The following is a 19,482-nucleotide window of genomic DNA, read 5'->3' on the forward strand; positions in this document are numbered from 1 at the left end:
CGCCGCGCGTCAGCCTTTTTCCCGGCGCGCGATCAGGTGCGAGAGGTCGAGCGTCGCGCGGTCGCCGTTGGCGACGAGGCGGTCGATCACCGAGCAGAGCGCCTTGAATTCGGTCTTCGTCACGCCCTCGAACAGCACGTTGTTGATGCGCTGCTGCGTGTCCGTGAGCGTCTTCAGCAGCTTCGAGCCGGCCGGCGTGACCGTGAGCCGCATCTTGCGCTTGTCGTCCGGGTCCGACCGCTTGTCGATCAGGCCGAGTTTCTTCAGCTTGCCGGTCTCGATCGTGACGAATGCGCCGCTCAGGTGCAGGTGATCGGCAAGGCGGTTGACGGTCACGACGTCGTCGTGCGACAGGTGGGAGACCGATACGAGCAGCGAATACTGGATGCCGGTGAGGCCCATCAACGAGCCGAAGCCGTCGCGCACCGACAGCAGGCGGGCCGCGAACGGCAGCAGCCCGTTGATCAGGTGACGGAATTCCGTGTCCGTGCCGTCGATCAGGCAGGCCGGGTTGGTAATGGTCAGAACGGACTCCTCTTGCTGCTTGGCCATGACTTCGACGCTCCGTACGGTCATGCGGATTTAGCTTTGAAACGAAATTATACGGCAAAGGCACATGCGCCCCTGGCCAGGCCCGGCCGGCGCGTGTGCCCCGATTTCCCGATACTGGAGGCTCGTCCATGCCCTTCCCGCTTCATCCCGCCCCGGTTCGCGCGCTGCTCGAATGCTATCTGCGCGCCAAGGACCTGAGCCGGCCCGCGCTGATCGCCGACTGCTTCGCGGCCGATGCCCAACTGAGCTTTTCGCTCGCGAACGACGATATCGATTTTCCGCCGCGCGTGACGGGCGCGGCCGCGATTGCACGCACGCTGGTAGAAGAATTCGGCGAACGGTTCGAGCGGTGCCGCACCTATTACGTTTGCACGGAACCCGACGTCGACCCGCACGGCGTCAGCGGGATGCCGTGGCTCGTCGTGATGCGGCAGAAGGACAACGGCGCGTTGCGGATCGGGCACGGCACGTACCGCTGGCAGTTCACGGGCGACGACGAAGGCGTCGCGCGGATTGCCGCGCTGCACATTCATATCGAACGGATGGATACGATCGACGATCCGGCGTCGACGAAACTCGATGCGCTGCACGCGGCGTTCGGATATCCGTGGCTGCCGCCGCACGCGTTTGCGCGCGGTCTGGCGGATGTCGCGTCCGCGCAGCCGGAATGGGCATTCCTGGCGCCGTTCCGGCAGGCGGCGGCAGCGGCGGCCGGTTGAAACACGGCCGGAGCGCGTCGCCGCATCACGTGCGGCCGAGGAGCCGACCGACCGTCATCACGCGCGGATCGTCGATCGTCAGATCCTCGCCGTAACAGGCAATCGTTGCCCGGTCGTCGAGCAATAGCGGAACCGAGACGCGCCCGAGCAGCGTGCGCTCGACCGCTTCGCCGAACGTGAATCCGCACAGATACACGCCGTCGACCACGCAATTGGTCGAGAACACACGGCCCTGCGCATCGGCATAAAACTCGGCGTACCCGAGATCGTCCTCGGCGAAGCCGATCATCGTCGTCCCGAGCGCCTGTTCCCGCGCGTCGATCTGGCGATCCTTGCGCGCCAGCGCATGAAATGCGAGCCCCATTCGCGCGCAGGTTTGCCCGTTGCCGGCAGCGCCCACGACCAGCCCGCCGAATTCGCGCAGGATGGCATCCCCCGGATGTTCGCCATTGCCGGATGACATGCGGCAACCGGAATCGCCACGCCAACCCGAATCGGCAAACAGCGATCTGACCGACGAAGGAATCACGACCACCACCACCCTCCTGAAATTTGCGCGCACGATACCGTACGCATGAGCCTGCACGTCCGACGCAGCGCACGCATCGTGCGCCCGTCACCGCAACGCGTCGAGCGCGCCCCTCACCCCCTCCCAGTCGAGCCCGAACCGCGCGAGATACTTGCGCAGCCGGTCCGCATCGTTCGGTTGCTTCTTGCTCTGCCGCGATACCGCGAACAGCGTGCGCCCGGCTTCCGACAGGCTTGCCGACGCGCCGCACACGTCGAGCACGCGTTCGAGCTGCGCGCGATCGAACAGGTCGAGTTCCTCGGCACGCGCGCCGAACACCGCGTCGACGCATGCGTCGGACGTGCCCGCGCCGCCCGGCGGCGACCACGTGTGCGTCAACCGTTCGACTTCCTGTTCGGCCAGCGCTTCGGTGATCCGCCCCGCATCGGCCAGCGTCGCCATCCGCGTGACCGACGCGGACAGCTCGCGGAAGTTGCCGGGCCACGCCGCACGCGGCGACGCCGCGAACGCGAGATAGCGCCGCTTCGCCTCGACGTTGAAACGCACCTGCTCGCCCTGCTCGCGGCCGAAACGGTCGAGCTCGAATTCGAGGTTGGGCTCGATGTCCTCGCGACGCTCGGCCAGCCCGGGCAGCGTGTACGTCCACAGATTGATCCGCGCGTAGAGATCCTCGCGGAACGTGCCGGCCGCCACCATCTGCCGCAGGTCGCGATGCGTGCCCGCGATCAGCTCGAAATCGCTGCTCGCCTCGGCGTCCGCGCCCACCGGCAGGAAGCGCTTCTCCTCGATCGCCTTCAGCAGCATCGCCTGCTCGTCGAGCCCGAGTTCGCCGATCTCGTCGAGAAACAGCAGCCCGCCGTCCGCCGCGCGCAACAGCCCCGCGCGCGCCGACTGCGCACCCGTGAATGCGCCCTTCACATGGCCGAACAGCGTGGACATGGCCGCGTCGCCGCGCAGCGTCGCGCAGTTGATCTCGATGAACGGCCCCGCGAGCCGATGACGGCCGCGCTTCAGTTCGTACACCCGCCGCGCGAGAAACGACTTGCCGGCGCCCGTCGGCCCGACGAGCAGCATCGGCGCGCGCGACCGCACTGCCACGCGCTCCAGTTGCTCGATCAGCGCGTTGAAGCGCGCGTTGCGCGTCGCGATGCCCGCCTTCAGGAACGACACCGTTTCGTCGCGCTCGCGCGTGAAGCGCTGCGCGATCAGGTTGTAGCGCGACAGGTCGAGATCGATCACCGACATCGTGCCGGGACCGCTCGGCCCCTCGTCGGTCTTCTGCGGCGGCGCCGTCTGCGCGAGACGCGCGGGCAGGTAGCGCGCTTCCGCCAGCAGGAACCAGCAGATCTGCGCGACGTGCGTGCCCGTCGTGATGTGGATCAGGTACTCCTCGCGATCGAGATCGAACGGGTAGGCGCGCGCGAAATCGTGCAGCGTCGCGTAGACCTCCCCGAAATCCCACGGATCGCGAATCTCGAGCGGGACGAGCCGCACGTCGGTGTGCGGCGACACGCGCTCCAGGTCCTGCTTCACGCGGTTCGCGAGGCGCGCGAAGTCCGGTGAATGCAGCAGTTCGAGCCGGTCGATCGGCGTGTCGCGCTGCTCGCACAGCGAGATCGTCGGCCGCCAGTTGCGCCAGCGGCGCTGCGAGCCGCCGCCTTGGTCGAGCACCGTGCCGAGAAAACCGATCGCGACGGTCTTGCGCATGTTTATCCCACAAGATAATTGACGATCGGATTGTATCGGATTTTCCGGACATCATCTCACCCCGACATTCATGCGCCGCCCATCAGAAGAAATAATTTCCCCTTTACTTTCAACGATTTGAGAATTTATTCGAGAGAAAAACCGCCCGCTGGCACGCTCCTCGCTATATAGAAAGCGCCGGATGTCCCGCTGGCCCGCGAGCCAGGGTTCAACAAGCCCTGCTGGTGCGCCGCCGCCGAACCTGGTTCGTCGCGGTCGCGCATGCCGCCATGGGCAGACGAAGGCAAACGGGTGCGTACTGGAACTTCGCCCGGGTTCGAATCCCGGGGCGCCCATTGTTCGATAGCTCAATTGGTAGAGCAGCCGGCGCAAGCCGGCGTGTAGCGGGTTCGAATCCCGCTCGAACGCTGTCCGCAAGGGCAGCCTCTCAATGAAAGCAGTACCCGCCGGTGCGGGCCGCGAGGCCCGCCGCGCGTCGGACCGGTTGCGGTTCCGCGCGATCGGCCGGGCGGCCGCACGGCCCGCGCGAATGCGCACGACGACGCGATGCAGAATGCGTCGCCGTGCACGTCGACGCAGGCCGGCGCGCCGCCCGCCCGGTTGCGTCGCACCGCGATCCGCACGATGCGCGTCACCCGGCGGTCATCGAAGAAAAGGACAAGAATATGTGGATGCGACATGTAGTGAAAAAGAACGAACGCGCATTGCTGATGAACGAGGGCGATTTCGTGAAGGTGCTGGAACCGGGCGTGTTCAAGGCCTTCGATCCGTTCAAGCGCCTGTCGGTGCAGGCCGCGCGTCTCGACGCGCCGCTCGCCGACGCGGCGCTGGCCGATTACCTGCGTCACGACGCGCAGGACGTGCTGGCACGCCACTTCGTCGCGATGGATCTCGCCGACGACGAAGCGGGCCTGCGCTACGAAGACGACGTGCTGGTCGAGATCCTGCCGCCGGGCACGCGCCGGCTGTACTGGCGCGGCCTGACCGCGCACCGTCTCGAGCGCGTCGATCTCGCGCAGGGCAGCATGCTGCCGGCCGCGCTCGTGAAGCGTATCGCGCAGCCGGCGCTGCGTGCGCGCGGCGTGGCGGGCCTGACGGGCGTGCTGCTGGCGCAGGTGCCGGCATACCACGTCGGCGTGCTGAAGATCGACGGCAAGATCGAGCGGCTGCTGGATGCGGGCACGTCGGCATTCTGGCGCTTCAACCGCGACGTCGCGGTCGAACTCGTCGACCTGCGCCTGCAGGCGATCGAAGTCGGCGGGCAGGAAATCCTGACGCGCGACAAGGTCGCGCTGCGGCTGAACCTGTCGGCGACGTGGTGCTATGCGGACGTGCTGCATGCGTTCGGCCAGTTGCAGAAGCCGGTCGAACACCTGTATCGCGAGTTGCAGTTCGCGCTGCGGGCCGCCGTCGGCACGCGCTCGCTCGACGAGTTGCTGGAGGACAAGCAGTCGCTCGACGACGTCGTGATCGCGCAGGTGCGCACACGCCTCGACCGGTCGGGCGTGGACGTGCGCAGCGTCGGCGTGAAGGACATCGTGCTGCCGGGCGACATGAAGACGATCCTCGCGCAGGTGGTCGAGGCGGAAAAGGCCGCGCAGGCGAACGTGATTCGCCGCCGCGAGGAAACGGCGGCCACGCGTTCGCTGCTGAACACCGCGAAGGTGATGGAAGAAAACCCGACCGCGCTGCGGCTCAAGGAGCTGGAAACGCTCGAGCGCGTGGCCGAACGGATCGACCGCATCTCGGTGTTCGGCGGTCTCGACCAGGTGCTGAACGGACTCGTCAGCATCAAGGGCGCTTGACGGACGACACGGCGCGGCGCAAATGCGCCGGGCCGGACGAATGAATGACTGAATGACTGAATGAATCAGGTGAAGCAAATGAGTGACATGGATTACCAGGTGATGGAACTGGCGAACGGCAAGCCGGTGAAGATGTGGACGCAAGGCGTCGCCGTCGAGGACGAAGCGCGCGCGCAACTGCGCAACACCGCGCAGATGCCGTTCATCTTCCGCCACGTCGCGGTGATGCCGGACGTCCACCTCGGCAAGGGTTCGACGATCGGCAGCGTGATCCCGACGAAGGGCGCGATCATTCCGGCCGCGGTCGGCGTCGACATCGGCTGCGGGATGATGGCCGCCCGCACGACGCTGCGTGCGTCGGACCTGCCGGATTCGCTCGCGGGGCTGCGCGGCGCGATCGAACGCGCGGTGCCGCACGGCCGCGCGCCGGGTCGCCGCGATCCGGGCGCGTGGGGCGACCGCACGCCGGCAGCCGTGACCGAATCGTGGCAGTCGCTGCAGCCGCGCTTCCAGCGGATCGTCGACAAGTATCCGAAGCTGGAAAAGACGAACCACTATGCGCACCTGGGCACGCTCGGCACCGGCAACCACTTCATCGAAGTGTGCATCGACGAGGCGGACCACGTGTGGTTCATGCTGCACAGCGGCTCGCGCGGCGTCGGCAACGCGATCGGCAGCCTGTTCATCGAACTCGCGCAGGCCGACATGCGGCAGCACATCGCGAACCTGCCGGATCGCAACCTCGCATATTTCACCGAGGGCAGCCGGCACTTCGACGATTACGTCGAGGCGGTCGGCTGGGCGCAGGACTACGCGCGGCGCAACCGGCAGGCCATGATGGATGCGGTGATCGGCGCGGCGCGCGGCGTGATCGCGAAGCCGTTCACGGTCGACGAACACGCGGTGAACTGCCACCACAACTACGTGCAGCGCGAACGCCACTTCGGCGAAGACGTACTCGTGACGCGCAAGGGCGCGGTGTCCGCGCAGAAGGGGCAACTCGGGATCATTCCGGGCTCGATGGGTGCGAAGAGCTTCATCGTGCGCGGGCTCGGCAACCCGGAAAGCTTCTGCTCGTGCAGCCACGGCGCGGGCCGGACGATGAGCCGCACCGAAGCGAAGCGCCGCTTCACGGCCGACGACCAGGTCAAGGCGACGCAGGGCGTCGAATGCCGCAAGGACGCGGGCGTCGTCGACGAAATCCCGATGGCCTACAAGGACATCGACGCGGTGATGGCGGCCCAGCGCAGCCTCGTCGAAGTGGTGCACACGCTGCGCCAGGTGGTGTGCGTGAAAGGATAGCGCGGTGCGCGGCCGAAGGCCGGCGGCCGCGCGCAACGAAAAGGAATACGACAATCATGAAAACCGACAAGACACTGGCCGCCGTGCGCAGCGCGCATCCGGTCGACCCGGACGTGCGGGCGCGCGTGATGGCGGAACTCGCCGACGTCGAGCGCCGCCACGACGTGCACGTGCTGTTCGCCTGCGAATCGGGCAGCCGCGGCTGGGGATTCGCGTCGCCGGACAGCGACTACGACGTGCGCTTCGTCTACGCGCACCGGCGCGACTGGTACCTCGGCGTCGAACCGCAACGCGACGTAATCGAGCGGCCGCTCGACGACGAGCTCGACGTCAGCGGCTGGGAGCTGCGCAAGGCGCTGCAACTGCTGCACCGCTCGAACCCGACGCTGCTCGAATGGCTCGACTCGCCCGTCGTGTATCGCGAAGATGCGCGCTGGGCGCCGCGGCTGCGCACGCTGGCGGCGGCGTTCTTCTCGCCGATGCGCGGGCGCCACCACTACCTCGCGATGGCGAAGAAGAACTTTCGCGGCTACCTGCAAGGCGACACGGTGCGTTACAAGAAGTACCTGTACGTGCTGCGGCCGCTGCTCGCGGTGCGCTGGATCGACTCGGGGCTCGGGATGCCGCCGATGCGCTTCGCGGATCTCGTCGCGGGCACCGTGCACGAGCCGGCGGTGCGCGCCGAACTCGATGCGCTGCTCGCGCTGAAGATGAGCGCGAACGAAAGCGAGTACGGAGCGCGCCGGCCGGCGATCCACGCGCTCGTCGAGACGATGCTCGCCGACGCCGAACACGATCGTGAATACAAGCGGCCGTGGGGCGACGTGTCGATGCTCGACACCTTCCTGCGCGACGTGGTCGACGGCCGATGAACGGCGCGCGGCGCGGCGCCTGCGGGCGTCGCGCCGTTCGCGCATCCGGGCCGGCCCGGCCGCGGCCTGACGGCGGCGTCCGGCCCCGCACGCCGGGCAGCATCGCGAGAAGCGCGCCGCACGACCACCCGCGTGCGCCGCCGCGCCGCGTTACGCGCCGACGATCGAAATCGAGAAGCCGTCCCAGCCCTTCTGCCCGACCGTCTGCACGGCGGTGGTCGTGAGGTTCCGTGCGGCCGCGAGCAGCGCGAACCCGTCGCGCACGCCGACCACATCGGGGTCGCGATTGTCCGGATCGGCCACGCGCCCGCCGCGCACGACGTTGTCGACGACGATCACCGTGCCGGGCTTCGACAGCTTCAGCGCGGCCTCGAGATAGACCGGGTTGTTGTCCTTGTCCGCATCGATGAAGATGAAATCGAACGGCGCCTCGCCGGCTTCGACGAGCCGCGCGAGGCTCTCCTTCGCGCTGCCCACCACCACCGTCACGGCTTCCGCAAACCCGGCGCGCGCGATGCTCCGCGTCGCGACCTCCGCATGGCCCGGGTCCAGCTCGAGCGTCACGAGCGTGCCGCCCGGCGGCAACGCCCGCGCGAGCCAGATCGTGCTGTAGCCGCCGAGCGTGCCGACCTCGAGGATCCGGCGCGCGCCGCGGATCGTCGCGAGCAGCTGCAGCAGCTTGCCCTGGTTCGGCGCGACATTGATTGCGGGCAGCCCGGCCGCATCGCTCGCCGCCAGCGCGGCGTCGAGCGCGTCGTCGGTCGGCACGAGCGTCGCGGAGAAATACGCATCCACCTGGTTCCAATGATCCTGACTCATCGAGTACCCCTTGTTTGCGGAAAATGCCATTTTATGCATGGTCTTGCCATAAGCAACAAACCATTCGTTCTAAGGATGGCAGCGCGCGTGCTTCTATAATCGCTCGACCATCACAACAACAGACGGAGCACCCATGACCGATCAGGCCTCTTCGAACTGGCGTCTCGAAACCATCGCCGTGCACGGCGGTTATCGTCCCGACCCGACCACGCGCGCGGTCGCCGTACCGATCTACCAGACCGTTGCGTACGCATTCGACGACACGCAGCACGGCGCCGACCTGTTCGACCTGAAGGTCCAGGGCAACATCTACACGCGCATCATGAACCCGACGACGGACGTGCTCGAAAAGCGGATCGCCGCGCTCGAGGGCGGTATCGGCGCGCTCGCGCTCGCATCGGGGCAATCGGCCGTCACCTACGCGATCCAGACGATCGCCGAGGCCGGTGACAACATCGTGTCCGCGAGTTCGCTGTACGGCGGCACCTACAACCTGTTCGCGCACACGCTGCCGCAATACGGGATCACGACGCGCTTCGCCGATCCGCGCGACCCCGCGTCGTTCGAGCCGCTGATCGACGCGCGCACGAAGGCGATCTTCGCGGAATCGGTCGGCAACCCGCTCGGCAACGTCACCGACATCGCCGCGCTCGCCGAAGTCGCGCATCGCCACGGGATTCCGCTGATCGTCGACAACACGGTGCCGTCCCCGTACCTGCTGCGCCCGTTCGAGCACGGCGCGGACATCGTCGTGCACTCGCTGACGAAATATCTCGGCGGGCACGGCACGAGCCTCGGCGGCGCCATCGTCGATTCGGGCAAGTTCCCGTGGGCCGAGCATGCCGACCGCTTCAAGCGGCTGAACGAGCCGGACGTCAGCTATCACGGCGTCGTCTACACCGAGGCGTTCGGGCCGGCCGCCTATATCGGCCGCGCGCGCGTAGTGCCCCTGCGCAACATGGGCGCGGCGATCTCGCCGTTCAACGCATTCCAGATCCTGCAGGGCATCGAGACGCTCGCGCTGCGCGTCGAACGGATCAGCGACAACGCGCTGAAGATCGCGCAGCATCTCGCGCGCCACGAGCACGTCGAATGGGTGAACTACGCGGGCCTGCCCGATCACCCCGACCACCCGCTCGTCGCACGCTACCTGTCGGGCCGCGCGCCGGGCATCCTGACGTTCGGCGTGAAGGGCGGCCGCGACGGCGGCGCGAAGTTCCAGGACGCGCTGCAGTTGTTCACGCGGCTCGTCAACATCGGCGATACCAAGTCGCTCGCGACGCACCCGGCCTCGACAACCCACCGCCAGCTCTCGCCGGCCGAACTCGCGAAGGCCGGCGTGAAGGAGGAAACGGTGCGGCTGTCGATCGGCATCGAGCATATCGACGACCTGCTCGCCGATCTCGACCAGGCGCTCGCGCAGCTCTGAGCGCAACGGGCGCGCCGGCGCGCCCCGCATCGAACGGCTTGACCTTGAAGCGGCTTCAGGGTGTTCAATCCCGGGGGAGCGCCGGGGCCCCGCCCGGCGCGTGTGCCCCGTATCATGCGGCCGGACGGCGCAACGCCGGGCCCGGCGCGGCATGCCGACCGTTCGAGAGGCCTCATGACACCGACCGCCAAGCTTGCGCTGCTGACGTTACCGCCCGTGCTGGCGGCCTGTTTCGGCGCCCTCGCGGCCGCGTGGCGCGCACCCGGCCCGAACACGTCGAGCGTCATCCAGCACTTCACCGGCGGCATCGTGTTCGCGGCCGCGGCGCTCGAATTGCTGCCGCAGGACCGCGCGCATGCGCTGTTTCCGGTCGTCGTCGGCTTCGTGCTCGGCATCGCGCTGATGCTCGCGATCCGCGCGCTGTCGGGCGCGATCGAAACGCGCTTCGAAGCCGCGCGGCTGCCCGTGAGCCTGATCGTCGTCACCGCGATCGACCTCGTGGTCGACGGCCTCGTGCTCGGCATCGCGTTTTCCGCGAGCGACGAAAGCGGCATCATCCTCACCGTCGCGCTGACGCTCGAAGTGCTGTTCCTCGCGCTGTCGGTCAGCGCCGCGCTCGCGGCGGCCGGCATCGGCCGCGTGCTGTCGATCGTCGTGCCGGTCGGGCTCGCGGCGCTGCTGGGCATCGCGGCCGTTGCCGGCAACGCGGCGTTTGCCGGCCTGCCGGCCAATCTTTACGCCGCGCTGCTCGGGCTCGGCACCGTCGCGCTGCTGTACCTCGTGACCGAGGAACTGCTGGTCGAAGCGCACGAGGTACCCGAAACGCCGTTCGCGACGGCCGCGTTCTTCATCGGCTTCATCGTGTTCTTCCTGATCGAAGGATCGGTGAAGGCCGGATAGGCCGCGCGCGGCGACGCATCGGCTACCACGTCGTCGCACCCGCCGGATACGTGTCGACGATGCGCGCGCCGTTGACGGGCGTCACGCCCGCGTCGCGCAGCGCGGCCCACAGGTCGATCGCATGCTCGCGCGACTTGCGGCTGCCGTCGTCGGTCAGCATGTTCAGCGCGATCACCTCGTCGCGCATCGTCAGTTGCAGTTGCTCCTTCAGCTTGCGCGACTGATGCGACGCGGTACGGACGTCGCCGAGCGGAATCCGCTGCGACGAAGCGCCTGACCCGCCGCCCGCCTCGGCCGGCACGAACGTCAGCCGGCCGTCGTCGACCGCGCATTGCCCGCGCGTGAACGTCGCAGTCCACTGGCCGGCCGGCACGGTCGCGAACTCGCAGCGCATCCGCTCGTTCGCGCGGCGCCCCCCGTCGTGCACCGGCGCATGCGACAGCGCCCGTTCGGGCCAGCCGGCCGCCAGCGCGGCCGTCGACAGCAGGCACGCGGCCAGCACGATTCCTTTCGCCACCTTGCGCATGACACGCTCCTTTCCACGGATGAAGGCGGCCGCCGCGCATCGTGCCGGCCGGCCGCGAATGAACGGTCAACGAGCCGCGAAGCGGTTGTCGTGCGCGTCGACCACCGGCGCCCGCTCGCCGCGATGCACCGTCGCGCGGTGGATGTCCTGATTGCGCGCGACGGTGGCCGGACTCGCCGGATAGTCGTGATTGGGGCTCGGGATCACGCCGTCGTGCCGTGCGCGCACCAGTTCCTGACGCACCTCCTGGCGCGTTTTCGGCTGCGCGGCCAGCGCCTGCGAGACGGCCGCAATCGACAGGGCGGCCAGGGATGCGGCGATCATCGGTCGCGATAGATTCATGTTGTTCGCTCCTTGCTGGAAATCCGTGACAGGAGCCTTCACTTTGATCCGTCGGCGGTGCGGCATCGTGATCGCGCCATGACGGTTTCGTCACCGACTCCGAACCGCTTGTGTCGCACTGCTAATCAGATTCGTCGCGCGATGCATCCTCCATGACGCGGTGATGACATTTTCCTCATTTGTCCCTCACCTTCACGATCCGAACGCTTCCCAGAATCGCCAGCGCGATCGCGACATTTCCAGTCCGCCCCGCATGACGCGCGGCGCCGGCGTCGACCGATGCACGAAACGCTCATCTTGATCTCCAGGGACACACCATGAAAACTCCAGTTCGGCTTGCCATGATGTCGGGTGCGCTGCTCGCGACCGCCCAGGCTGCGCATGCAGCGGAAGTCTCCCTCTACGGCCTGTTCGATACGTCGCTGACGTACGTGTGGAACGCCGGCGCGGACGGCGGGAACCTCGTCGGCCTCGGCAACGGCAACCTGCTCGGCAACCGCTTCGGGGTGACGGGCTCGGAGGATCTCGGCGGCGGGCTGAAGGCGATCTTCACGCTCGAAAACGGCTTCAACCCGAACACCGGCGCGCTCGGCCAAGGCAACCGGATGTTCGGCCGGCAGGCCTTCGTCGGCCTCGACAGCACGCGCTGGGGCACCCTGACGTTCGGCCGCCAGTACGACCCGCTCGCGGATCTCGTCTGGCCGGTGACCGGCGACTTCTACTTCGGCAGCGTCTACGCGACACCCGGCGACGTCGACAACTACGACACGTCGTCGCGCACCGACAACGCGGTGAAATACACGTCGCCCGCGATCGGCGGCTTCCGGTTCGTCGGCATGGTTGCGCTCGGCGGCGTGGCCGGCAAGAGCGGCGCCGGGCAAACCTGGTCGGCCGGCCTGTCCTACGGCAACGGCCCGCTCGACATGGCGGGCGGCTACTACCATGCGGCCAATCACGCGACGCTCGCGAACGGCATCCGCACCGGCTGGAGCGGCACCTCCGACGGCACGTTCGACGGCTCGCTGGTCAACGGCGGCTATCTCTCCGCGAAATCGATCGGCATCGCTCGCGGCGCATTGCGCTACAGCTTCGCGCCGTTCGCGGTCGGCGTCGACTACAGCAACGCGCTGTACAAGGCCGACGCGATGTCCGCGTTTCGCGGCACGCAGAAATACGACACGGTGCGCGGCTTCTTCAACTATCAGGCCAGCCCCCGCCTGCTCGCCGGCGCCGGCTACAGCTACACGCGCGCCAGCGGCGACACGGGCGCAGCCTACCATCAGGTGTCCGCCGGCGCCGACTACGTGCTGTCGAAGCGCACCGATCTCTATGCGGTCGGCGCATGGCAGCGCGCGAACGGCGAACAGCGCACGCCCGACGGCGGCACGCAGGCCGCGCAGGCGTCGATCGGCTCGTACGGCTATGGCGGCGCGCGCACGCAGGGCATCGTCAATCTCGGGTTGCGCCACCGGTTCTGATCGCACCGGCCGACCGGGCGCGCGGGTGACGGAAATCTCATGTCCCGATCAGGTTCGCGACGCGTCGCGCCGCTACGATCGGAACCGTCACGGGCAACGCCCGTTGCCGACCACGCAAGCGGGCCGCTGCCGCACGGCACGATCCGCATTGGGCCCGGACACGTCGCGTGCCGGGCCGTTTTTTTTGCGGCGGCAGGCCCGACGATCAGGGTGCGAGGTTGCGCTTCGGGAACAGGCAATTGTGCGTTTTCACGTACAGGTTCGGGTTGCCGCAGCGATGCCCGGCGTAATCGATCTGTTCGCCGGGCATGAGGTCGGCCGGCGGCGGCTTGCGCGCGGCGACCGGCGCGGTCGAAGCGGTGCCGGAACGTGTCGATGCGCAGCCCGCGAACAGCGGAACGATCAGGACTGCGATCAAGGCGAGGCGAAGGGCGGGACGATGCACTTTTCGGTCCGGAAGGAAAGTCTGAACGAGGCCGCCCGCGTTCCATGCTGCTGTCGCGAACGGCGCGAATGCCGCCGGCCCACTCGGCCATCGGCAGACTTCATGTTCCGCCGCACGCGCATCGCGCCCATGACGCGAACATGACGATTCAGTCATGGCGATCGGGCGCCGACGGCGGCGCCCCGCGTCGCTCAATCTGACGTATTTCTCATCTGCGGATCACGATCACGCACGGCCGCTTTCGCATACTGGGTCCATGGATCGCCACCCGGCGGCCCTGATCTAGGAGAGCACTCGATGAAAACCGCACAACTCGCCACCCTGTTCGTCACCGCCGCGCTGTCGCTCGGCATGGCCACCCCGGCCGCGTTCGCGCAAACGCAGACGCAAACCCAAACGCAAGGCAAGACCCGCACGCAGGTCGTCAACGAACTGAAGCAGGCGCAGCACGACGGCGTCGTGCCGATCAGCAAGACGCAGTACCCGCCGAGCGGCGAGGTCGTCGCACGCAACAAGGAACTGCACGGGATCTCGGTGCATGGCGGCGAGAAGAAGCCGCAGACCGACAACCACGACAACCTGGCGACGCGTTGATGCTGCCCGCTCGCACGATCGCGGGCGACCTGCCGCGCGCCGCCGCCCCGCGGCGATTGCGCGGCCGGTCCCGCCCGCGCTGTCAGACGGGGGTGGCGGCCGGCCGCGCCGGCTCGGCCGGCAATCGCGGGAAGCGCAGCCAGAACGTCGTGCGCCGGCCCGGTTCGCTGTCGACGCCGCATTCGCCGCCGTGATTGTCCATGATCGACCGGACGATCGCGAGGCCGAGCCCCGTGCCGGACGCCGAATTGTGCCGTGACGGATCGACGCGATAGAAGCGCTCGAAGATCCGCCCGACATGCTCCGCGGCGATGCCGGGCCCGGTATCCGACACGGCGATCGTCGTCGCGCCGCCCTGCTCCACGCAGTCGATCGTCACGACGCTGCCGCGCGGCGCGTAGGCAAGCGCGTTCGACAGCAGGTTGCTCAGTGCGCGCTGGTACAGCGTCAGGTCCGCATCGACCCACGCATGGCCGTCCACCTTCACCGTCACGCCCGCATCCTCCGCGAGCGGCTCGTAATAGCCCGCGACGCGCCCCGCCTCCTCCGCCGCATCCAGGCGCCGCAAGCCGATCGACGCGCCGGCCTGTTCCGAACGCGCGAGAAACAGCATGTCCTCGATCATGCGCGACAGCCGCTGGTACTCGTCGATGCTCGACTCGATCACGTTCCGGTATTCGTCCGCGCTGCGCGGCTGCGACAGCACGACCTGCGCGGCCGCCTGCAGGTTCGTCAGCGGCGTGCGCATGTCGTGCGCGAGATTCGACGAGAACTGGCTCAGCCGCGTGAACGATTCGTTCAGCCGCTCGAGCATCCCGTTGAACGCGTGTTCCAGCTCCTTCAGTTCGCCGGACGTATCGAGCGCCGGCAGCGGATGCGCAAGCCGGCTCGTCGACATCTGCTCGGCGCGCGCCGCGAACCGCCGCAGCGGGCTCAGTCCGAGCGCCGCGATGCCGTATGCGAACGCGGCCGCCAGCACCACGCCGAACACCTCGATCACGACGATCGTGTACGCATGCGTGCGCAGCAGCTGCACGTCGGCGCTGCCGTCGTACTGCACCGCGACGCGCACCGCACCCGCCCCCGCGCCGGCAAGCGGCACGGTCGTCACCAGATAGCGGTGCGGCGCGCCGGGCGGCGCGACGCCGACCGGCACGCGCCCGGCATCCAGCGACAGCAGCGGCGCGTACGGGCGGAAACCGGGCGTGCCGACGAGGCGCGTGCCCGCCGCATCGAAGATCGCGAGATCCATGTTCGGATGGCCGTGCAACTGGTCGATCCAGAGGTCGCGGTTGCGCGCGACGTCGGCCGTCGTGCGCGCTTCGGCCAAGTGCGCGCCCAACGCGGCAGACGTGCCGGCCATCTGCTCGGCCGCCGTCGTCGCGACGCGATTGCCCAGCGCCTCGTAGAGCGCGACGCCGCTCGACGCGAGTATCGCCGACGTCGACAGGATGATCAGCGCGGTCAGGCGTCCGCGCAGCGTGCGCGGCAGCAGGCGCGCGATCATGCCGCGGCGGCGCCGCGCGCCTCGAGCACGTAGCCCATCCCGCGCACGGTGTGGATCAGCTTCGGGTCGTACGCGTCGTCGATCTTCGAGCGCAGGCGCCGGATCGCCGAATCGACGACGTTCGTGTCGCTGTTGAAATTCATGTCCCATACCTGCGACGCGATCGTCGCGCGCGGCAGGATCTCGCCTTCGCGGCGCATCAGCAGCCACAGCAGCGCGAACTCCTTCGCGGTGAGCAGGATCGTGTCGCCCTGCCGCGTGGCCTTGCGGCGCGTCAGGTCGAGTTCGAGGTCGGCCACGCGCAGCGTGTTCGCGTCGCGCGGCTGGCCGCGCCGCAGGATCGACTTGATGCGCGCGGTCAGCTCGACGAAATCGAACGGCTTGGCGAGATAATCGTCGGCGCCGAGCTCGAGCCCCTTCACGCGATCGCCGACGTCGTCGCGCGCGGTCAGGAACAGCACCGGCGTCGACTTGCTGCGCCGCAGGTTCTGCAGCAGCGTCCAGCCGTCCTGCCCCGGCAGCATCACGTCGAGCACGAGCAGGTCGTACTCCTCGGTCTCGGCCTGGTGCTGGCCCGTGATACCGTCCTCGACCCAGTCGACGACATAGCCGGCCTCGGTCAGGCCCTTGCGCAGATACGCGCCCGTCTTCGGTTCATCCTCGACAATCAGAATTCGCATCACGCTCGACCCTTGAAAAAACCCAGCCGGCGCAGCACGCCCGCGCCGAAACCGCCGCGCAACGCGGCGCGCCACGACACCGCCTGGCTCGCCAGGTACAGCACGGGCAGCACCAGCAGCGTCAGCGCCGTGGACGACAGGATACCGCCGATCACGACGGTCGCGAGCGGGCGCTGCACCTCCGCGCCGGTGCCGGTCGCGAACGCCATCGGCAGGAACCCGAGCGATGCAACGAGCGCGGTCATCAGCACGGGCCGCAGCCGCGTGAGCGCGCCCTCTCGCACGGCGGCGTCGAGCGGCACCCCTTCGTCGCGCAGGTTGCGGATGAACGAGATCATCACGAGGCCGTTGAGCACGGCGACGCCGGACAGCGCGATGAAGCCGACCGCCGCCGTGATCGACAGCGGAATCCCGCGCAGCCACAGCGACACGACGCCGCCGCTCAGCGCGAACGGAATGCCGGTGAACACGAGCAGCCCGTCCTTCACGTTGTTGAACATCACGAACAGCAGCACGAACACCATGAACAGCGCGAGCGGCACGACGAGCTTCAGGCGCTCGCTGGCGCTCTGCAACTGCTCGAACTGCCCGCCCCACGACACCCAGTAGCCGGCCGGCACGCGCACGTCCTGCTGCAACTGCTCGCGCGCATCGGCGACGAACGAGCCGACGTCGCGGCCGCGCACGTTCGCGCTGACGACGACCCGCCGCTTGCCGTCCTCGCGGCTGATCTGGTTCGGCCCCGGCGCGACGTCGATCGTCGCCAGTTCGGCGAGCGGCACGTAGGGCGCCGCCGCGAGCGGTGCGCCGGCGCCCGCAGCTGATGGGGGCAGCGCGATCGGCAGCCGCTTGATCGCCTCGATGTCCGAGCGCAGCTCGTCGGGCAGACGCACGACGATGTCGAACCGGCGGTCGCCCTGGAACAGCGTGCCGGCCTTCTGCCCGCCGACGGCCGCTGCCACCGAGTCCTGCAGATCGGCAACGCTCACACCGTAGCGCGCGAGCTTGTCGCGATCGAGATTGACGGTCAGCACGGGCAGGCCCGTGGTCTGCTCGACCTTCACCTCCGACGCGCCCGGCACCTTCTGCAGCGCGGCCGCGATCTGCTCGCCGGTCTGGTTCAGCACGGCCATGTCGTCGCCGAAGATCTTCACCGCGACGTCGCTGCGCACGCCCGAGATCAGCTCGTTGAAGCGCAGCTGGATCGGCTGCGAGAATTCGTATGCGTTGCCCGGCAGTTCCGCCAGCGCCGCCTCGATCTCGCGCACGAGCCGCTCGCGCGGCTTCTTCGGGTCGGGCCACCGGTCCGCCGGCTTCAGCATGATGTAGCCGTCCGACAGGTTCGGCGGCATCGGATCGGCCGCGATCTCGGCGGTGCCGGTGCGCGCGAACACGCGCTCGATCTCGGGGAAGCGCGCCTTCAGCGTCTTCTCGATCGACTTCTGCATCTCGACCGATTGCGACAGGCTCGTGCCGGGAATCCGCAGCGCGGAGACGGCCAGATCGCCTTCGTTCAGGCTCGGAATGAACTCGCTGCCGAGCCGCGTGGCGAGACCGAGCGTGACCAGCACGATCGCACCCGCGCCGATCATCACGCGCGCGGGGCGCGTCATGAACGCGGCGAGCACCGGTTCGTACGCGCGCCGCGCCCAGCCCATCAGCCGGTTTTCCTTCTCCTCGACGCGCTCGCCGATGAACAGCGCGACGGCCGCCGGAATGAACGTGACGGTCAGCACCATCGCGGCGGCGAGCGCCATCACGACGGTTATCGCCATCGGGTGGAACATCTTGCCTTCGACGCCGGTCAGCGCAAAGATCGGCAGGTACACGACCATGATGATCAGTTGCCCGAAGATCAGCGCGCGGCGCGCTTCCTGCGACGCGCCGAACACCTCCGCGAAGCGCTCGTCGCGCGTCAGCGGCCGGCCGGCGGCGGCCTGCGCATGCGCGAGCCGCCTCACGCAGTTCTCGACGATCACCACCGCGCCGTCGACGATGATCCCGAAGTCGAGCGCGCCGAGGCTCATCAGGTTCGCGCTCACCTTCGCGTTGACCATGCCGGTGAAGGTCATCAGCATCGACAGCGGAATCACCAGCGCGGTGATCAGCGCCGCCCGGATGTTGCCGAGGAACAGAAACAGCACCGCGATCACCAGGATCGCGCCTTCCAGCAGGTTCTTCTTCACCGTGGCGACGGCCTTCTCGACGAGCACGGTGCGGTCGTACACGGGGATCGCCTTCACGCCGGCCGGCAGCGTGCGGTTCACGTCCGCCATCTTCGCGGCGACGGCCTTCGAGACCGTCCGGCTGTTCTCGCCCATCAGCATGAATACGGTGCCGAGCACGACCTCCTCGCCGTTCGACGTCGCCGCGCCGGTGCGCAGTTCGCGGCCGATGTCGACCAGCCCGACGTCCTTCATCCGCACCGGCACGCCGCCGACGTTGGTCAGCACGATGTTCGCGATGTCGTCGACGGTGCGCGCCTGGCCCGGCACGCGCACGAGATACTGCTCGCCGCGCTTCTCGATGTAGCCGGCGCCGACGTTGTCGTTGTTGCGCTCCAGCGCGCGCACGACATCGGCGAGCGTCAGCCCGTACGACATCAGCTTCGCCGGATTCGGCGCGACGCGGTATTCCTTCACGTAGCCGCCGATCGAGTTCACCTCGGTCACGCCGCGCACGTTCCTCAACTGCGGCCGGACGACCCAGTCCTGCAGTTCGCGCAGGTCGGCGGCCGTATACCGCGTGCCGTCCGGCTTGCGCGCGGCCGCGTCGGCCTCGACGGTCCACAGGTAGATCTCGCCGAGGCCCGTCGACGTCGGCCCCATCGCGGGCGCGATACCGGGCGGCAGCTTGTCCTTCGCCTCCTGGATGCGCTCGTTGACGAGCTGCCGCGCGAAGTAGATGTTGGTGCCGTCCTTGAAGATCACGGTGACCTGCGACAGCCCGTAGCGCGAGATCGAGCGCGTCTGCTCGAGGCCCGGCAGGCCGGCCATCACGGTTTCGACCGGATAGGTGATGCGCTGCTCGGCCTCGAGCGGCGAGTAGCCGGGCGCGGACGTGTTGATCTGGACCTGCACGTTCGTGATGTCGGGCACCGCGTCGATCGGCAGCTTCTGGTAGCTGAACACGCCCAGCGCGGCCACGGCCGCGATCGCCAGCATCACGAGCCAGCGATGCGCAATCGCAAAGCGGATCAGGCGCTCAAACATGACGGGATTCCTTGAAGCGGAGAACGGCCGCCCGCACCGGGCGGGCCGCCCGGCCGCTCGCGCG

The 19,482-nt window shown here is 68.3% G+C and carries 18 protein-coding genes and 1 tRNA gene; 9 read left to right on the plus strand and 10 right to left on the minus strand.

Going from position 1 to position 19,482, the window contains the following annotated elements:
- Positions 1 to 9: 9 nt before the first annotated feature.
- A complete protein-coding gene (locus tag GQ57_RS18165; protein ID WP_031399047.1) occupies positions 10 to 552 on the minus strand; it encodes a MarR family winged helix-turn-helix transcriptional regulator in 543 nt (180 codons plus the stop codon).
- A gap of 128 nt (positions 553 to 680) precedes the next feature.
- Between GQ57_RS18165 and GQ57_RS18170 the strand changes: the two genes are divergently transcribed.
- A complete protein-coding gene (locus GQ57_RS18170; protein WP_034198604.1) occupies positions 681 to 1,271 on the plus strand; it encodes a nuclear transport factor 2 family protein in 591 nt (196 codons plus the stop codon).
- 25 nt (positions 1,272 to 1,296) lie between these two features.
- Here GQ57_RS18170 and GQ57_RS18175 read toward each other — a convergent pair whose 3' ends face one another.
- Positions 1,297 to 1,734: an SUKH-3 domain-containing protein gene (locus GQ57_RS18175; protein WP_235215082.1), complete on the minus strand. Its 438-nt coding sequence runs from the start codon at positions 1,732 to 1,734 to the stop codon at positions 1,297 to 1,299.
- Positions 1,735 to 1,887: 153 nt separating this feature from the next.
- Entirely contained in the window at positions 1,888 to 3,507 is a 1,620-nt protein-coding gene (gene rtcR, locus GQ57_RS18180; RefSeq protein ID WP_031399050.1) for an RNA repair transcriptional activator RtcR, read from the minus strand.
- Positions 3,508 to 3,843: 336 nt separating this feature from the next.
- On the opposite strand from rtcR, the gene GQ57_RS18185 reads away from it, so the two are divergent.
- The 4 genes from GQ57_RS18185 to GQ57_RS18200 all read left to right on the plus strand — a co-directional run bounded on the left by GQ57_RS18185 (position 3,844) and on the right by GQ57_RS18200 (position 7,486).
- Positions 3,844 to 3,915: transfer RNA gene (locus GQ57_RS18185), tRNA-Cys, on the plus strand.
- A 257-nt stretch (positions 3,916 to 4,172) separates the two neighbouring features.
- Positions 4,173 to 5,312 (plus strand): slipin family protein, encoded by a 1,140-nt coding sequence (locus GQ57_RS18190; RefSeq protein WP_031399051.1) that lies wholly within the window; start codon positions 4,173 to 4,175, stop codon positions 5,310 to 5,312.
- 78 nt (positions 5,313 to 5,390) lie between these two features.
- Positions 5,391 to 6,614: an RtcB family protein gene (locus GQ57_RS18195; RefSeq protein WP_031399052.1), complete on the plus strand. Its 1,224-nt coding sequence runs from the start codon at positions 5,391 to 5,393 to the stop codon at positions 6,612 to 6,614.
- 56 nt (positions 6,615 to 6,670) lie between these two features.
- Positions 6,671 to 7,486 carry a nucleotidyltransferase domain-containing protein gene (locus tag GQ57_RS18200; protein WP_034198605.1) on the plus strand — a complete coding sequence of 272 codons (816 nt, stop codon included), beginning with the start codon at positions 6,671 to 6,673 and terminating at the stop codon, positions 7,484 to 7,486.
- A gap of 150 nt (positions 7,487 to 7,636) precedes the next feature.
- Here the strand turns inward: GQ57_RS18200 and GQ57_RS18205 are convergent, their stop codons facing one another.
- Complete coding sequence (locus GQ57_RS18205) at positions 7,637 to 8,305, minus strand: O-methyltransferase (protein WP_034198631.1); 669 nt, start codon at positions 8,303 to 8,305, stop codon at positions 7,637 to 7,639.
- Between the two features lie 133 nt (positions 8,306 to 8,438).
- On the opposite strand from GQ57_RS18205, the gene GQ57_RS18210 reads away from it, so the two are divergent.
- Positions 8,439 to 9,734, plus strand: a complete 1,296-nt coding sequence (locus GQ57_RS18210) for an O-acetylhomoserine aminocarboxypropyltransferase/cysteine synthase family protein (RefSeq protein WP_034198606.1) — start codon at positions 8,439 to 8,441, stop codon at positions 9,732 to 9,734.
- 174 nt (positions 9,735 to 9,908) lie between these two features.
- Positions 9,909 to 10,634 carry a ZIP family metal transporter gene (locus GQ57_RS18215; protein WP_034198607.1) on the plus strand — a complete coding sequence of 242 codons (726 nt, stop codon included), beginning with the start codon at positions 9,909 to 9,911 and terminating at the stop codon, positions 10,632 to 10,634.
- A 22-nt stretch (positions 10,635 to 10,656) separates the two neighbouring features.
- Here the strand turns inward: GQ57_RS18215 and GQ57_RS18220 are convergent, their stop codons facing one another.
- Together GQ57_RS18220 and GQ57_RS18225 are read right to left on the minus strand one after the other, a co-directional pair.
- Complete coding sequence (locus GQ57_RS18220) at positions 10,657 to 11,160, minus strand: hypothetical protein (protein ID WP_034198608.1); 504 nt, start codon at positions 11,158 to 11,160, stop codon at positions 10,657 to 10,659.
- Between the two features lie 66 nt (positions 11,161 to 11,226).
- Positions 11,227 to 11,502 carry a DUF4148 domain-containing protein gene (locus GQ57_RS18225; RefSeq protein ID WP_031399058.1) on the minus strand — a complete coding sequence of 92 codons (276 nt, stop codon included), beginning with the start codon at positions 11,500 to 11,502 and terminating at the stop codon, positions 11,227 to 11,229.
- A gap of 317 nt (positions 11,503 to 11,819) precedes the next feature.
- Between GQ57_RS18225 and GQ57_RS18230 the strand changes: the two genes are divergently transcribed.
- Positions 11,820 to 12,980, plus strand: coding sequence for a porin (locus tag GQ57_RS18230; RefSeq protein ID WP_034198609.1), 1,161 nt, complete (start codon positions 11,820 to 11,822; stop codon positions 12,978 to 12,980).
- Positions 12,981 to 13,185: 205 nt separating this feature from the next.
- On the opposite strand, the gene GQ57_RS43750 is transcribed toward GQ57_RS18230, so the two are convergent.
- Positions 13,186 to 13,620: a hypothetical protein gene (locus GQ57_RS43750; protein ID WP_235215083.1), complete on the minus strand. Its 435-nt coding sequence runs from the start codon at positions 13,618 to 13,620 to the stop codon at positions 13,186 to 13,188.
- Between the two features lie 102 nt (positions 13,621 to 13,722).
- Between GQ57_RS43750 and GQ57_RS18240 the strand changes: the two genes are divergently transcribed.
- The gene (locus GQ57_RS18240) at positions 13,723 to 14,019 is read left to right on the plus strand and encodes a DUF4148 domain-containing protein (protein WP_034198611.1); all 297 of its coding nucleotides are present in this window, start codon (positions 13,723 to 13,725) and stop codon (positions 14,017 to 14,019) included.
- Positions 14,020 to 14,101: 82 nt separating this feature from the next.
- Here GQ57_RS18240 and GQ57_RS18245 read toward each other — a convergent pair whose 3' ends face one another.
- Genes GQ57_RS18245 through GQ57_RS18255 form a run of 3 tightly spaced genes read right to left on the minus strand, consistent with a single transcriptional unit; the run spans position 14,102 to position 19,418 of the window.
- The gene (locus GQ57_RS18245) at positions 14,102 to 15,526 is read right to left on the minus strand and encodes a heavy metal sensor histidine kinase (RefSeq protein ID WP_034198612.1); all 1,425 of its coding nucleotides are present in this window, start codon (positions 15,524 to 15,526) and stop codon (positions 14,102 to 14,104) included.
- Positions 15,523 to 16,206, minus strand: a complete 684-nt coding sequence (gene irlR / locus GQ57_RS18250; protein ID WP_034198613.1) for a heavy metal response regulator transcription factor IrlR — start codon at positions 16,204 to 16,206, stop codon at positions 15,523 to 15,525. The genes GQ57_RS18245 and irlR overlap by 4 nt, the downstream gene beginning before the upstream one ends.
- Entirely contained in the window at positions 16,206 to 19,418 is a 3,213-nt protein-coding gene (locus GQ57_RS18255; RefSeq protein WP_034198614.1) for an efflux RND transporter permease subunit, read from the minus strand. Before GQ57_RS18255 ends, irlR begins: the two co-directional genes overlap by 1 nt.
- Positions 19,419 to 19,482 lie beyond the last annotated feature (64 nt).

Origin of the sequence: Burkholderia sp. MSh2 (assembly GCF_000731655.1) — a bacterium.
GTDB classification, from domain to species: Bacteria; Pseudomonadota; Gammaproteobacteria; order Burkholderiales; family Burkholderiaceae; genus Burkholderia; species Burkholderia paludis.

What these genes read in the sequence shown, in the direction of transcription:
- GQ57_RS18245 (WP_034198612.1), bottom strand. Translation starts at nt 15,526, where the DNA reads ATGATCGCGCGCCTGCTGCCGCGCACGCTGCGCGGACGCCTGACCGCG.
- GQ57_RS18200 (WP_034198605.1), top strand. Translation starts at nt 6,671, where the DNA reads ATGAAAACCGACAAGACACTGGCCGCCGTGCGCAGCGCGCATCCGGTC.
- GQ57_RS18210 (WP_034198606.1), top strand. Translation starts at nt 8,439, where the DNA reads ATGACCGATCAGGCCTCTTCGAACTGGCGTCTCGAAACCATCGCCGTG.
- GQ57_RS18220 (WP_034198608.1), bottom strand. Translation starts at nt 11,160, where the DNA reads ATGCGCAAGGTGGCGAAAGGAATCGTGCTGGCCGCGTGCCTGCTGTCG.
- GQ57_RS18240 (WP_034198611.1), top strand. Translation starts at nt 13,723, where the DNA reads ATGAAAACCGCACAACTCGCCACCCTGTTCGTCACCGCCGCGCTGTCG.
- rtcR (WP_031399050.1), bottom strand. Translation starts at nt 3,507, where the DNA reads ATGCGCAAGACCGTCGCGATCGGTTTTCTCGGCACGGTGCTCGACCAA.
- GQ57_RS18255 (WP_034198614.1), bottom strand. Translation starts at nt 19,418, where the DNA reads ATGTTTGAGCGCCTGATCCGCTTTGCGATTGCGCATCGCTGGCTCGTG.
- GQ57_RS18215 (WP_034198607.1), top strand. Translation starts at nt 9,909, where the DNA reads ATGACACCGACCGCCAAGCTTGCGCTGCTGACGTTACCGCCCGTGCTG.
- GQ57_RS18225 (WP_031399058.1), bottom strand. Translation starts at nt 11,502, where the DNA reads ATGAATCTATCGCGACCGATGATCGCCGCATCCCTGGCCGCCCTGTCG.
- GQ57_RS18205 (WP_034198631.1), bottom strand. Translation starts at nt 8,305, where the DNA reads ATGAGTCAGGATCATTGGAACCAGGTGGATGCGTATTTCTCCGCGACG.
- GQ57_RS18170 (WP_034198604.1), top strand. Translation starts at nt 681, where the DNA reads ATGCCCTTCCCGCTTCATCCCGCCCCGGTTCGCGCGCTGCTCGAATGC.
- GQ57_RS18230 (WP_034198609.1), top strand. Translation starts at nt 11,820, where the DNA reads ATGAAAACTCCAGTTCGGCTTGCCATGATGTCGGGTGCGCTGCTCGCG.
- GQ57_RS18165 (WP_031399047.1), bottom strand. Translation starts at nt 552, where the DNA reads ATGGCCAAGCAGCAAGAGGAGTCCGTTCTGACCATTACCAACCCGGCC.
- GQ57_RS18190 (WP_031399051.1), top strand. Translation starts at nt 4,173, where the DNA reads ATGTGGATGCGACATGTAGTGAAAAAGAACGAACGCGCATTGCTGATG.
- irlR (WP_034198613.1), bottom strand. Translation starts at nt 16,206, where the DNA reads ATGCGAATTCTGATTGTCGAGGATGAACCGAAGACGGGCGCGTATCTG.
- GQ57_RS18175 (WP_235215082.1), bottom strand. Translation starts at nt 1,734, where the DNA reads ATGTCATCCGGCAATGGCGAACATCCGGGGGATGCCATCCTGCGCGAA.
- GQ57_RS18195 (WP_031399052.1), top strand. Translation starts at nt 5,391, where the DNA reads ATGAGTGACATGGATTACCAGGTGATGGAACTGGCGAACGGCAAGCCG.